The following is a 13404-nucleotide window of genomic DNA, read 5'->3' as shown; positions in this document are numbered from 1 at the left end:
CGCCGCCGGTGCTGTCCGGCGCGGGAGCAGTCAAGCAGGAGCGTCCCAACGCACCCAAGCCGTCGTTGCGCATTGTTACGGCCCACGACCGCAATACCGCGCCCGGCTGGCCGGCCGGGGCGGGAAGGCGCGAGAATCGATCTCGAGACCCCGCACCCGGAGGAGATCCCCATGACACTGCTGACCGTCTGGAAAGACACCGACTCGAGCGTCCCCGTGCTCGAGACCATCGACGAGACCGAGATCCGCGACACTCTCGCCACCCTGGGCGCGCGCTTCTCGCGCTGGGAGATCAAGGACTTCGCCGACGACGCCTCGCTCGAAGAGGTGCTCGCGCTGTACGCCGACGAGGTCGAAGCGGTGAAGCAGAGCGAGGGCTACACGCTCGTCGACGTCATGCAGCTCTCGCCGTCCCAGGCGAACTACGACGAGGTCAAGGGGCCGTCGCGCCAGAAGTTCCTCTCGGAGCACCAGCACGACGACGACGAAGACCGCTTCTTCGCCAAGGGCGCGGGCGTCTTCTACCTGCACGTGAACGACCAGGTCTACGCGTTGTACTGCGAGGCCGGCGATCTCGTCTCCGTTCCCGCGAACACGACGCACTGGTTCGACCTGGGAGTGGCGGCGCCCGAGTTCACCAGCATCCGCTTCTTCCACGACGACGACGGCTGGGTCGGTCACTTCACCGGAAACCCCATCGCCGACTCGTTCCCCTCGTTCGACGACCTCCAGGCCCGCCGCGCGGAACTCGCCACCGCCTGACATCAACCGCTGATCTCACGGGGGCGGATGCTGCGCCGAGCAGCTCAGATGACGGGCTCGCTCCACGGATCGGGGGTGCCGAACCGGTGCGCGGTGATCGAGATCGCCTGCTCGCGGAGAAACGGCAGCAACTCGATGCGGCCGGCCGTCGTGACCTCGTCGGCGTAGACCGCGAGATCGGGGTCGCCCGCCGTCGCCTCGGCGAGGGCCCGGCGCAGCTCGGCCACCGAGTCGGGCGCGCCCACCAGGCGAGCGCGCGGCGGACGCGGCGGCGAGGCCTCATCGGCGGCGGCCGAGACGATGCCGGCGTCGCCCGTCATGCGCTCGATCCACTCGTCTTCGCTCTCGACCCACACCGGCACGTCGAGGTCGCCGAGCACACGGCGCACGTCTCCGGGCAGCCCGACGGGAACGCTGAGGGTGAAGACCGAGCCCGACCGCACGGCTGCCAGCACCACCCGCAGAACCGCTTGCCACGGGGCATCGCCGGTGGCTCTCACCGCCACCGACGTCGGGCGGTAGCGGAACAGGTTGCGCTCGACGCCCAGACGCGAGACGTCTTTCACCCGACCGAACTCGCGGTCCCAGACGATCGCGTCCGACAACGCCCCGCGGCGCAGCCATTCGAAGGCTTCGTACGACAGGGTCGGCTGAGCGGCCTCGATGATCGAGGTCAACCGCGAGTCGAGGCCGCGCAGGTGCAGCGTCGACGACGCCGGACCGCCCGATGACGGGCGCCACGAACCGAGCCCGATGAGGTGGTTGGGCCCGCCGGCCTTGGCCCCCGTCCCCACCGACGACCGCTTCCACCCGCCGAACGGCTGGCGCTGGACGATCGCACCCGTCGTGCCGCGGTTGACGTAGAGATTGCCGGCCTCGACCCTGTCGAGCCACAGCGCGAGTTCGTCGGGGTCTTGCGTGTAGAGGCCGGCGGTCAGCCCGTACTCGACGGCGTTCTGCAGCTCGATGGCGTGCGCCAGCGAGTGGGCGTGCATGATCCCGAGGACGGGACCGAAGAATTCTTCGCGGTGGAAGCGCGACCCGGGTTGCACGCCGGTGCGGATACCGGGCGTCCAGAATCTGCCCGCGCTGTCGGCTCCCGGGCCGGACGGATCGAAGTCGAGCTCCCGCGGCTCGACGAGCCACCGCTCCCCCTCACCGAGAGTCGTCAGTGCCCACCGCAGCTTGCCGCGGGGTTCTTCGATCAGCGGGCCGACCTCTGACAGAGGATCGGACGGCGGTCCCACGCGCAACGACGTCGTCGCGTCGATCAGCTGCTCGGCGAACCGCCGCGAGCGAGCGACCGACCCGACGAGGATCGCGAGGGAGGCGGCGGAGCACTTCTGCCCGCCGTGGCCGAAGGCGCTGCGCGCGAGGTCGGAGGCGGCGAGGTCGAGGTCGGCAGACCCCGTGACGATCATCGCGTTCTTGCCGCTGGTCTCGGCGTGCAGAGACAGGTCGGGCCGCCACGAGCGGAAGAGCTGCGCCGTCTCCCACGAGCCGGTCAGCAGCACCCGGTCGACCGTCGGATGTTCGATCAGTCGGCGTCCGAGCGCCTCTTCGTCGAGGTCGACGAGCGCGAGCACGTCGCGCGGCACACCCGCGTCCCACAGGGCCTCGGCGACGACCGCGGCCGTTCGACGGGCCTGGGGGGCCGGCTTGAAGACGACCCCCGAGCCCGCGGCGAGCGCGGCGAGCACGCCCCCGGCGGGTATCGCGATCGGGAAGTTCCAGGGCGGGGCGACCACGGTCACCCGCGCGGGCACGAACACCGCGCCGCCGACACGGTCGAGCTCGCGGGCGGTCGCGGCGTAGTAGTTCGCGAAGTCGACGGCCTCGCTCACCTCGACGTCGGCTTCGGCGAACACCTTGCCCGTTTCGGAGGCGGCGACCTCGATGAGCAGCCCGCGGCGCTCGGCGAGTACGCGGGCGGCGCTCTGCAGCAGGGTGGCCCGTTCTGCGGCGGATGACGTGCTCCACGAGCCGGCAGCATCCGCCGTCCGTGCGACGAGCGCGTCGAGCGCGTCGGCATCGTCGACGCGGGCGGCCGCGATCAGAGCTGTTCCGGCGGTCGAGCCGTCGACACGGGCGAGCACGTCACGGGCCCAGTCGCGGTTCGCGGGGAGAGCGGGGTCGGAGTCGGCGACGTTGCGGAAGCCCGGAGCGCCGACCGCGTCGCCGCTCTCTCGCGGCGCGTACACCGCCGTCTCGACGAACGGCTGCCCGCCGAACAGCACGTGCTCGGGAGGGGCGTCGGATGCTGTCGCGTCGCGCGCGATGCCGAGCACGGCCTGCGTCAGCCCCGGGTCTTCGGCGGCGGGCTCACGGAGGATCGCCGGCTCGGCTGCCTCGAGCGAGAACGCGCGATCCTGCCGTCGGTGGGGGCCGATCGGCAGGGCCGGATCTGCGGCACGTTCGAGCGAGGCGAGGAAGCGATCGCGCTCTCGCGCGAACAGGGCGGGATCATCGGCGAGGTCGAAGGCCGACGAGAGGAAGTTCTCGCCCGAGGCGTTCTCTTCGAGCCGCCGCACGAGATAGCTGATCGCCACGTCGAACTCATCGGGGCGAACGACGGGAACGTAGAGGAGCACGTGCCCGACGTCGCCGGCGACCGCGGCGACCTGTCCTTGGGCCATCCCCAGCAGCATCTCGATCTCGACGGCCTCACGCACCCCGCGGTCGCCGGCGAGCTCCCACGCGTAGGCGATGTCGAACAGGTTGTGTCCGGCGATTCCGATACGCACCGCGTCGGTCGCCTTGGCCGTGAGCGCTTCGTCCAGGCAACGGAGGTAGTTGGCGTCGGTGTCGAGCTTGCTGCCGTAGGTCGCGAGCGACCAGTCGTGCATGACCGCGTCGACGCGTTCCATCGCGAGATTCGCGCCCTTGACCAGGCGCACCTTGATGCGTGCGCCACCGCCGGCCACGCGCTGCCGCGCCCAAGCCGTCAGCTGCCGGAGCGCGGGCAGCGCGTCGGGCAGGTAGGCCTGCAGCACGATGCCCGCCTCGAGGTCTGCCAGCCGCGGGTCTTCGAGAATGCGCGTGAACACCGCGATCGTGAGGTCGAGGTCGCGGTACTCCTCCATGTCGAGGTTGATGAAGGTGGGGAGGGTCGACGACGCGGCGTCGATGTAAAGCGGAAGAAGCCGCTCGGCCACCCGATCGACGACATCGTCGAAGGCCCACATCGAGATGTGGGAAGCGATCGCCGACACCTTGACCGAGACGTAGTCGACGTCGGGCCGGCGGATGAGCTCATGGATGCCCTTCAGCCGCCGCTCCGCCTCGGCCTCCCCCAAGACGGCCTCTCCCAGGAGGTTGAGGTTCAGGCGGGCCCCGTTCTCTCGGAGCGACGCGATCGCGGGCCCGAGCTTGTCGGGGCGGGCGTCGACGACGAGGTGCCCGACCATCTCTCGCAGCGCCCGACGGGCGAGAGGGACGACCGGCGTCGGCAGGACCTTCGCCACCGCTCCCCCGACCTGCACCGCTCCGCGCAGGTACCACGGCAGAAAACCCGGCACGAGGGGCGCGATCCGATGCAGGCGAGTCGCCGCGGCCGCCAGACTCTCCGGTCGCATCACGCCGTCGACGAAGCCGATGGTGAAGGGCAGGCCCTTCGGGTCGCGAAGCACCCCGGCGAGGCGTTGCGCGGAAGCATCCGTCGGCTCCGAGGCGGATGCCGAGACCCAGCGCCCGGCGAGCGTCACCGCCCGATCGGGGAGGTCGAGTGCGGCGCTCGCGGGCTCGGTCTGGGCGGTCATGCCCACAGCCTAAGGACGCCCGGGCACCGCACCCCGGCGGCCCGCCGAACGGGTCTTCCGGGTCTCACTCCCAGATGCTGGGGGCGGGCCGCCGGGTGGAGGGGAGCGTGGATGCCGCTGCCCACTCGTGCAGCCACGGCTCGACCTCCGGGAGGCCTTCGGGCCGCCCGATAGCGGCGAAGAGCTCCTCGTGCGGGACGGTGCCGCCCGAGCGACGCAGCATGCGGGCGCGGATGATCGCCTGGGCGTAGATCTCGCCGTCGACGACCGCACGGTGCTCGAGGAAGAAGGCCCGGTCGTCGTGCCCGATGAAGCGGGTCTCGATGACGAAGCTCTGCCAGAGGTTCAGCGACTTGCGGAACGTGATCGTCTCGTTCGACACGACGGGGTACCACCCCTGCGTGCGGGTCGCGTCGGCGAGTCCGGTGCGCACCAGGAGATCCCACCGCCCGAGGTCGAACAGCGACAGATACCGGCCGTTGTTCATGTGCCGCAAGAGGTCGATGTCGGTCGGCAGGGTGCGCACCCGGATGCGGCTGATCGCCGTCGCCGCGAGCGGGTGGCTCACCCGGTGCAGGCGTGCGCGGAGGATCACGAGGAGGGTGCGCCAGATCACGTTCACGAACCGGATCGTAGCTGGCCTCCGGGGTTTCGTGAACCGATTTCGCCGCCCGCCGCGTGCCCGCGTAGAGTCTGGCCATGGCAGCCGAAACCCCCATCGAGATCCAGAACGACATCGTCGTCCGACCGGTTCGCGACGTGGACGCCGAAGCCCTTGGGCGCGTCCACGCGACCTGCTGGCACGAGACCTACGACCACCTGATCAGCAAGGCCGCACTCGAGCGGGTCTCGGCGCGTCGCATGGCGGAGCTGTGGACGCACTGGGCCTCGCAGGGCGAGGATTACCGCATGCAGGCGGCCCTGGTCGACGGCGACATCGTCGGCTTCGTGGGCTCGGGTCCCGCCCGGGACGAAGATGCCCCCCGCGGCCGCGAGCTCTTCTTCATCTATCTCCTCGACGCGTGGCACGGCACCGGCATCGGCCAGCAGCTGTTCGACGCCGCCGTCGAGCCGGGCGAAGAGATCTATCTCTGGGTCGCCGAAGACAATCCCCGCGCCCACCGCTTCTGGGTCCGCAACGGCTTCACCCTCGACGGCGCTTCGCACACCGAACCCTTCCTCGGCGAGACACTCACCGAGGTGCGCTTCGTCCGCTGACGTGCTTCAGCTCTGGGCCCTCGACGGCATCGGTGAGATCACGCCCGGCGACGACCTCGTTTCGATCATCGCCGCGGCCTCTCACGGTCAGCTCCAGGACGGCGACATCCTGGTCGTGACGAGCAAGATCGTCTCGAAGGCCGAGGGCCGCATCATCGACGCCGAAGATCGCGAAGACGCGATCACCGCCGAAACCGTGCGGGTCGTCTCGACGAGGACCTCGCCCACCGGGCACACCACCCGCATCGTCGAGAACCGACTCGGGATCGTCGCCGCGGCGGCCGGCGTCGACGCCAGCAACACCCCCGCGGGTACGGTGCTGCTGCTTCCCGTCGATCCGGACGCCTCGGCGCGGCGCCTCGCCGAAGGGCTCAGGGCACGAACCGGTGCTCACGTCGGAGTGATCATCTCCGACACCCTCGGTCGCGCGTGGCGAGAAGGGCAGACCGATTCAGCGATCGGTGCCGGAGGGGTCGAGGTGTTCGAAGACCTTCGAGGGCAGACCGACGCTGAGGGCCGACCGCTCGTCGTGACGATGCCGTGCGTCGCCGACGAGATCGCCGCGGCCGCCGATCTCGTCAAGGGCAAGGCGACGCGCAAACCCGTCGCGGTCGTCCGCGGTCGAGCCGACCTGGTCGGGGCGCTCGACCTTCCCGGCGCACGGTCGATCGTCCGCCCCGGCGAGCGCGACATGTTCCGTCAGGGCGCCGACGAAGCCCGCGCCGAGGGATTCGCCGCGGGCGCAGCATCCCTCGCCCCCTGACCCTCCGTCGAGCTCGCTGACCCCTCCGTCGAGCGGAGGGGATCTGGCCGGGGGAGGACGAAAAGCGGCGACACCACCCTCCGCCCGCCATATGCCCTCCACCGAGCGGAGGGGCGGATGCTGCCAAGGGATGAACGGGCCGGGGAGAGCCCGAATCAGGTGCCCGGATGACGCGGACGGGTCGTCAGCGCTGCTTCACGTCGCCGAAGAGGCGGGCGAGCGGAACGAGCACCGACGGGCGCGCGGCCACCCACCCCGCCGCGAGGACGACGAGGGAGACGGCGAAGATCCAGAAGCCCGCCCAGTTGACGACGTCTTGCGAGGCGTACATGTGGTTGAGGTTGCGCAGCGCCCCCGTGGCCATGACCAGAGCCACGTGCACCGCAATGAAGATCACGAAGTAGACCATCACCCAGACGTGCACCCGTCGCGCCGCGTCGAAGGGCACGAGCCGGTTCAGCCTTTCGGCACGACGCGGCCAGAACATGCTGAGCCGCACACCCGTCACGATCGCCAGCGGGGCCGCGACGAAGACGGTGACGAAGTAGAAGAGCTGTTGGAGGCTGTTGTAGTTCACCCACCCGTTGTGGGTGGGCCAGTCGAGCGAGGCGTATCGCAGGGCGGCCGAGAAAGCTTCGGGGAAGACCTGCCACGAGGTGGGGACGATCTTCATCCACTGCCCCGTCGCGAAGAGCAGTGTCACGTACACCACACCGTTGACCGTCCACAGCAGGTCGAGCGCGAGGTGGAACCAGAGCGACAGGCTCATCTTGCGACGCTTGTCGCCGCGCGGCGACCAGAAGGCGGCGGGTCGCTTCTGGTTTCGCACCTGCCACCCCGAGCGCAGGATCAGCACGATCAAGAAGGTGTTGAAGAAGTGCTGCCAGCCGAGCCACGGCGGTATTCCGACGGGGGCTCCCGGCGGCAGCGGATACTCCCCGGGGTGCGTCGCGACGAAAGAGCGCAGCGGCTCGACCGTCAGCGCGAACCGCGTCCCGAAGACCACCGCCGCGAGGGCGACGATGAGCACGACCGCTCCGACGAGACCTCCGCCGATCCACTGCCGGCGGGTGAAGCGACCGAGACGGGCGGGCGCGTCGACACCGGCACCCCCTCCGCGCGTCTTGACCACGATCGAAGTCTAGATTTTCGTGCGACCGGGCCGGCACCGAGAAGTTCGATGCTCGCGGTAGTTCATTCCACGGCCGTGCCACCGAAGGTGCCGCCGGTGTAGGTCGCCCCGTCGCTCCCCGTCGTCCCGAGCACGTACTCGATTGCTCCTCCCTCGACGCTCGCCCGCGCAAGGGCCGGCTGTGAGAGTCGGGCGTCGATCGCCGCGACCTCGTCGGGCGTGAGCCGGGAGACGTACAGAACGGGAGGCTGACTGCCTCCCTCGGGAGCCTCGAGCAGAACCTCGGCGGCCGGGTAGGCCGACGCGAGGTCGATGACCTCCGCGATACCCGCGCCCGAGAACCACTTCGGGGTGTGAACGATGCGCAACTGCTCGTCGACCGACCACAGCGTGTAGGTGCCCCCGTCACGGAACAGCGGCGTCGCGGCGACCGCGTCGAAGACCGCGGCGAAGTCGTCGATGGACGCGACGGTGACGTGAGGCCAGCCCCCACTGACCCCGGCGCCGAGGGTTCCCGCGACCTGTTCCACCGCCAGGAGTCCCGACACCGACCCTTCGATTTCGCCGGCGTCCCCCGGGTACACCGAGAACTCCCACGCCGGCGGCGTCGTGACGTCGGGATCGATAGCCGCCGCATCGGCGCTCTCGCGACGCAGGCTCGCGCCGTTCCCGAGCTCCTCCGCCTCGGCCAACACCCGAAGTTGCCGAGCGAGCTGGATGGTCTGCTGCTCATCGGCCGAATTCGCGACGGTCACCACGACGAACGCGTCACCTCGCTCGCACTCCGCGACGGCGGGGCCGCGGCAGAACTCGGCGATCGCGTCGTCGGCGGACGACGAGGGCGACGGCGCGGACGCGCTCCGTTCGGGGGCGCAGCCCGACATCGCGAGCATCGCCACAACGATCGCCGCACCGATCCATCGTGAACGACCCATCAGCGGTGACGGAAGCGGGGGGCGCGCTTCTCGCGGAAAGCCGCCATGCCCTCCTTCTGATCGTCGGTCGCGAACAGGGCGGCGAACGCCTGCTTCTCGAAACGCAGCCCTTCGGCGAGCGGGGTTTCGAGTGCGGCATCCAGCGCAGCGGTCGCCGCGTACAGCGCCGGAAGCGGCTTCGACGCGATGCCCTCGGCGATCTCCGCAACCTGGGCGAGCAGCTCGTCGGCGGGCACGACCCGCGAAACGATCCCGGAGCGCTCCGCCTCCGCAGCATCCATCGTGCGTCCGGTGAGGATCAGGTCGGCGGTCTTGTACGACCCGATGGCCCGTGCGAGACGCTGCGACCCACCCATTCCCGGAATGACGCCGAGCGTGATCTCGGGCTGACCGAACCTCGCGGAGTCGGCGGCGATCACGAGGTCGCACATGAGCGCCAGCTCGCAGCCGCCACCGAGCGCGTATCCCGCGACGGCGGCGATCGTGGGCGTGCGGACGGCGGCGAAGCGGCCCCACGTGCCGAAGCGATCTTCGAGCAACATCTCGACCGCCGACTTCGACTCCATCTCTTTGATGTCGGCGCCGGCGGCGAAGGCCTTCGCCGACCCCGTCACCACGATGGCACCGATCTCGGGCGAGGCGTCGAACGCCTCGGACGCGTCGACGATCTCGCGCATCAGGGTCGTGTTCAGGGCGTTGAGGGCCTCCGGCCGGTTCAGAGTGATCCAGCCGACACGCCCGCGCGTTTCGGTGAGAAGGGTCTCGTAGGTCATGGCGTCCTTCCGAAGAGCGGATGCTGCCGGCGCAGCGTCTCGATCCTCTCCTGCCGCGCACCCGGAGTCGAGCGAAGCACGATCGTTCCTTCTCGTTCATCTCTCCGTCACCCGGACGGACGATGCTCGAGAGGTCTGGACTGCGCTCTGCAGCTCCTGCGCGTACCCCCGCTCCATCCCCTAACCGAGGACACGCATGCCTACGCATCCCTTCCGCCGCGCCGTCGCCTTCGCCGCGACCACCGCGGCGGTGTGCGCGCTCGCCCTGTCGAGCGCCACCGCGGCTTCTGCCGCGATCGTCCCTTCCCCGATCACCGACAGCGTCACCAACGCCGCACTCGGGCTTTCGCCCATCGGCACCTTCGAGTCGGGCGTCTACAAAGAGTCCGCCGCCGAGATCGTTCAGACCTACCGCGACCGCATCTTCGTCGTCAACGCACAGGCCGGAACCGTCGGGGTGCTCGACAACTCCGACCCGACGAACCCGACGGAGCTGTTCGAGATCGCCTCGACCGGTACGGCCAACTCGGTCGCGATCCGCGACGACGGCCTCGGTGTCATCGCTTTCGAGGCGCCCGTGAAGACCGACCCCGGGCACGTCGTGTTCTTCGACGCGAACGCCACGAGCGGCACCGCTGCCGTTCTCGGGGAGCTCACCGTCGGCGCCCTCCCCGACATGGTCACCATCTCGAAAGACGGCGCCTACGCCGTCGTCGCGAACGAGGCCGAGCCGTCGGACGACTTCACGGTCGACCCCGAAGGTTCGGTCAGCGTCATCGCGCTCCCCACCGGCATCGCGCTTCCGGCCGCCGTCAAGACGGCGAACTTCCGCGCGTTCGAGTCGGCCGCCAACGGAGGGACGAAGACGCTCGACCCGAAGGTCCGGGTCTTCGGTCCCGACGTGGCAGCCCCCGACCAGGGCACCACCCCTCTCGCGGGCAACCGCGTGAGCCGCAACCTCGAACCGGAGTACATCACCACGAGCGGCACCACCGCGTACGTGGGTCTCCAGGAGGCGAACGCCATCGCGGTGATCGACCTCACCAAGCCCGAGGTCACCAGCATCCTGCCCCTCGGCTACAAGGACTACGGCGTCGCCGCCAACGCGCTCGACGCGAGCGACAAAGACGGCGTCGGCCTCGAGGCCTACCCGGGCCTCAAGGGTCTCTACATGCCCGACGGCCTGCAGTCGTACCAGGCGACCGTCGCGGGTGCGGCCGCCACCTACCTCGTGACCGCGAACGAGGGCGATGCGCGCGAGTGGGGTGACTTCATCGACGAGGCTCGAGTGAAGTCACTCGACATCTGCGCCACGAGCCCGCTCGCCGCTCTCAAGGCCGACGACGCGCTCGGCCGCCTCAAGGTCGTCTCCGACCTCGGCAAGACCGACGCCGGGTGCTACAACGACCTGTACTCGTACGGCGGACGCTCGTTCTCGATCTGGGACACGAAGGGTCAGCTCGTCTTCGATTCGGGCGACGACTTCGAGCAGAAGCTGCGCGAGGTCGCTCCGGCCTACTTCAACGTCAGCAACGACAACAACACGGTCGACGACCGCAGCGACGACAAGGGCCCCGAGCCCGAGGCGATCGCCGTCGGCGTCGTCGACGGCCGCACCTACGCCTTCATCGGTCTCGAGCGCGTCGGCGGCGTGATGGTCTACGACATCACCGACCCGAAGAACTCGACGTACGTCACCTACGTCAACAACCGCGACGTCACGAAGGACGTGGAGACCCCGGCAGCCGGCGACCTCGGCCCCGAGGGTATCGCGTTCGTCTCGGCCACCCGCTCGCAGACCGGCACGCCCTACCTGGTCGTCGGCAACGAGGTATCGGGAACGACGACCACCTACGACGTCGAAGCGCTCCTCGAAACACAGCCCGACGTGCAGGTGCTGACGATCAACGACTTCCACGGACGCCTCGTGCAAGAGACCGGCGGGGTCGCCGGAGCGGCGGTCCTGGCCGGCGCCGTCGACAAGTACCGTCAGATCAACCCGAACACGCTGTTCGTCTCGGCCGGCGACAACATCGGCGCCACGGCGTTCGAGTCGTTCCTCAGCAACGACGACCCCACCGTCGACGCCCTCAAGACCGCGCGCCTCGACCTGAGTGCCGTCGGCAACCACGAGTTCGACAAGGGCTTCGCCGATCTGCAGGAGCGGTTGACCGAAACCGGAACGGGCAACTACGGAAACCCCGACTTCGGTCTCGGTGCGAACGTGTACCAGAAGGGCACGAAAACGCCCGCACTGAAGGAGTACGCGATCCGCGAGGTGAACGGCGTGAAGATCGCGTTCATCGGAACCGTCACGGCCGACACCGCCACCCTGGTGAACCCCGACGGCATCGCCGACATCGAGTTCGGAGACCCGACCGAGGCCGCCAACCGCGTCTCGGCGAAGATCGAGGCCGAGAACCTGGCCGACATCACGATCCTCCTGACGCACGACGGTTTCGTCGACTCCAACTGCGACGTCACCGCGTCGGAGGCCGCCAGCGCCTTCGGCAAGACCGTGTCGCAGGCCTCGGCCGACATCGACGCGATCGTCTCGGCGCACACGCACCAGACGTACCCGTGCGCACTGCCCGGCCCGACCGGTGAGAACCGTCCGGTCATCCAGGCCAACCAGTACGGCACGACGCTCGGAACGCTCGACATCGAGCTGACCGACGCGGGCGCGCTCGAGTCGATCACCCCCGGTGTCGTCCCGCTGCTCGAGCCGGTCACCACGTCGTACATCGCGTACAGCCAGGCCGAAACGGCCAAGGTCGTCAGCGATGCGAAAGCCATCGCCGCGGTCAAGGGTGCCGAAGAGGTCGGAACCATCACGGCCGACATCCTGCGCGCGAAGACCGAGACCGGTGCGGAAGACCGCGGATCCCACTCGACCCTCGGAAACACCGTCGCCGACGTGTACCTGTGGGCTACGAGCGAGAACCCGGACTTCGGGGGCACCGATGCGGAGATCGCGTTCATGAACCCGGGCGGCCTCCGCGCCGACCTGCTGTTCGGTTCCGACAACGGTTCGGTGTCGTACCGCGAGGCCGCCAACGTGCAGCCCTTCGGCAACACCCTCGTCACGCTCGAACTGACACCGGCGCAGATCAAGGGTGTTCTCGAGGAGCAGTGGCAGCCCGCGGGCGCTTCGCGTCCGAAGCTCGCGCTCGGCGTCTCGAAGGGTTTCACCTTCGAGTACGACCCGGCAGCGGCAAAGGGTTCGAACATCGTGTCGATGCAGCTGAACGGCAAGGAGCTGCTGCCGTCCGACAAGACACTGCCGATTGACAACACCACGAAGATCCGCATCGTGACCAACTCGTTCCTCGCCGCGGGCGGTGACGCGTTCGCCACCTTCAAGGCGGGCACGAGCCTCGCCGACTCGGGTCAGATCGACCTTCAGGCCTCGGTCGACTACTTCGACGCGAAGGGCAGCGTCTCGCCGTCACCGGCGAACCGCGCCTACCTCATCGGCGAAGAGCCGCCGGTCGAAGAGCCGGGCACCGAAGAGCCGACCAACCCGGAGCCGACCAACCCGACCCCGACGATCCCGCCGACTCCGGTCGACCCGGGCGGCACGCCGCCCGCGGTGGGAACACAGGTCGGCGGCGACTGGGCCGACGTCTCGCTCAGCAACGGGGGGCGCGTCGAACAGGGCGGCTCGCTGAAGGTCACCGTGTCGGGCCTCGAGCCCGGCCAGCAGATCGCGGCGACGCTGTTCAGCGACCCGATCGCGGTCTCGGGCATCCCCGCGGCGAACGCCGCGGGCACGACGACCTTCTCGATCGCCATCCCGGCGGACTTCGATCTCGGTGCACACCGCCTCGTGGTCACCGCTGCGGGTGTCGAGCCGATCTCGGTCGGCGTGATGGTCACGGCGCCCGGCGCCCTGGCCGCCACCGGGTCTGAGATGCCGTACGGCATCGCCCTCGGGGCCGGCTTCCTGCTGGTCGCCGGTGGCCTGGTGTTCGCGCTGCGCAAGCGCCGCACCGTCAGCTGACACACGCCTGACACCAGAGAGGCCCTCACCCTTGCCGGGTGGGGGCCTCTCTCATTCATC

At 69.4% G+C, this 13404-nt stretch carries 9 protein-coding genes; 4 read left to right on the top strand and 5 right to left on the bottom strand.

Annotated elements, in window-relative coordinates:
- Positions 1–171 precede the first annotated feature (171 nt).
- Positions 172–762 (top strand): 1,2-dihydroxy-3-keto-5-methylthiopentene dioxygenase, encoded by a 591-nt coding sequence (locus ACFXQA_RS06760; RefSeq protein WP_394519033.1) that lies wholly within the window; start codon positions 172–174, stop codon positions 760–762.
- A 44-nt stretch (positions 763–806) separates the two neighbouring features.
- Here the strand turns inward: ACFXQA_RS06760 and ACFXQA_RS06755 are convergent, their stop codons facing one another.
- Positions 807–4520: a proline dehydrogenase family protein gene (locus ACFXQA_RS06755; RefSeq protein ID WP_394519032.1), complete on the bottom strand. Its 3714-nt coding sequence runs from the start codon at positions 4518–4520 to the stop codon at positions 807–809.
- A 64-nt stretch (positions 4521–4584) separates the two neighbouring features.
- Positions 4585–5142: an acyl-CoA thioesterase gene (locus ACFXQA_RS06750; protein WP_394519031.1), complete on the bottom strand. Its 558-nt coding sequence runs from the start codon at positions 5140–5142 to the stop codon at positions 4585–4587.
- Between the two features lie 77 nt (positions 5143–5219).
- Between ACFXQA_RS06750 and ACFXQA_RS06745 the strand changes: the two genes are divergently transcribed.
- Together ACFXQA_RS06745 and cofE are read left to right on the top strand one after the other, a co-directional pair.
- Complete coding sequence (locus ACFXQA_RS06745; protein WP_394519030.1) at positions 5220–5738, top strand: GNAT family N-acetyltransferase; 519 nt, start codon at positions 5220–5222, stop codon at positions 5736–5738.
- A gap of 1 nt (position 5739) precedes the next feature.
- Positions 5740–6501, top strand: a complete 762-nt coding sequence (gene cofE, locus ACFXQA_RS06740; RefSeq protein WP_394519029.1) for a coenzyme F420-0:L-glutamate ligase — start codon at positions 5740–5742, stop codon at positions 6499–6501.
- 184 nt (positions 6502–6685) lie between these two features.
- Here the strand turns inward: cofE and ACFXQA_RS06735 are convergent, their stop codons facing one another.
- The 3 genes from ACFXQA_RS06735 to ACFXQA_RS06725 all read right to left on the bottom strand — a co-directional run bounded on the left by ACFXQA_RS06735 (position 6686) and on the right by ACFXQA_RS06725 (position 9341).
- Complete coding sequence (locus ACFXQA_RS06735) at positions 6686–7633, bottom strand: cytochrome b/b6 domain-containing protein (RefSeq protein WP_394519028.1); 948 nt, start codon at positions 7631–7633, stop codon at positions 6686–6688.
- 62 nt (positions 7634–7695) lie between these two features.
- Positions 7696–8568 carry a hypothetical protein gene (locus tag ACFXQA_RS06730; protein ID WP_394519027.1) on the bottom strand — a complete coding sequence of 291 codons (873 nt, stop codon included), beginning with the start codon at positions 8566–8568 and terminating at the stop codon, positions 7696–7698.
- Positions 8568–9341: an enoyl-CoA hydratase-related protein gene (locus ACFXQA_RS06725; RefSeq protein WP_394519026.1), complete on the bottom strand. Its 774-nt coding sequence runs from the start codon at positions 9339–9341 to the stop codon at positions 8568–8570. Before ACFXQA_RS06725 ends, ACFXQA_RS06730 begins: the two co-directional genes overlap by 1 nt.
- A 196-nt stretch (positions 9342–9537) precedes the next feature.
- Here ACFXQA_RS06725 and ACFXQA_RS06720 point away from each other — a divergent pair, with 196 nt between their 5' ends.
- Entirely contained in the window at positions 9538–13344 is a 3807-nt protein-coding gene (locus ACFXQA_RS06720) for a choice-of-anchor I family protein (RefSeq protein WP_394519025.1), read from the top strand.
- The last annotated feature ends 60 nt before the right edge of the window (positions 13345–13404 follow it).

Source organism: Microbacterium shimangi, from assembly GCF_043556445.1.
Lineage (GTDB): Bacteria > Actinomycetota > Actinomycetes > Actinomycetales > Microbacteriaceae > Microbacterium.
The sequence above is the reverse complement of the archived record's forward strand: the minus strand, read 5'-3'. Positions and strand labels throughout refer to the sequence as shown.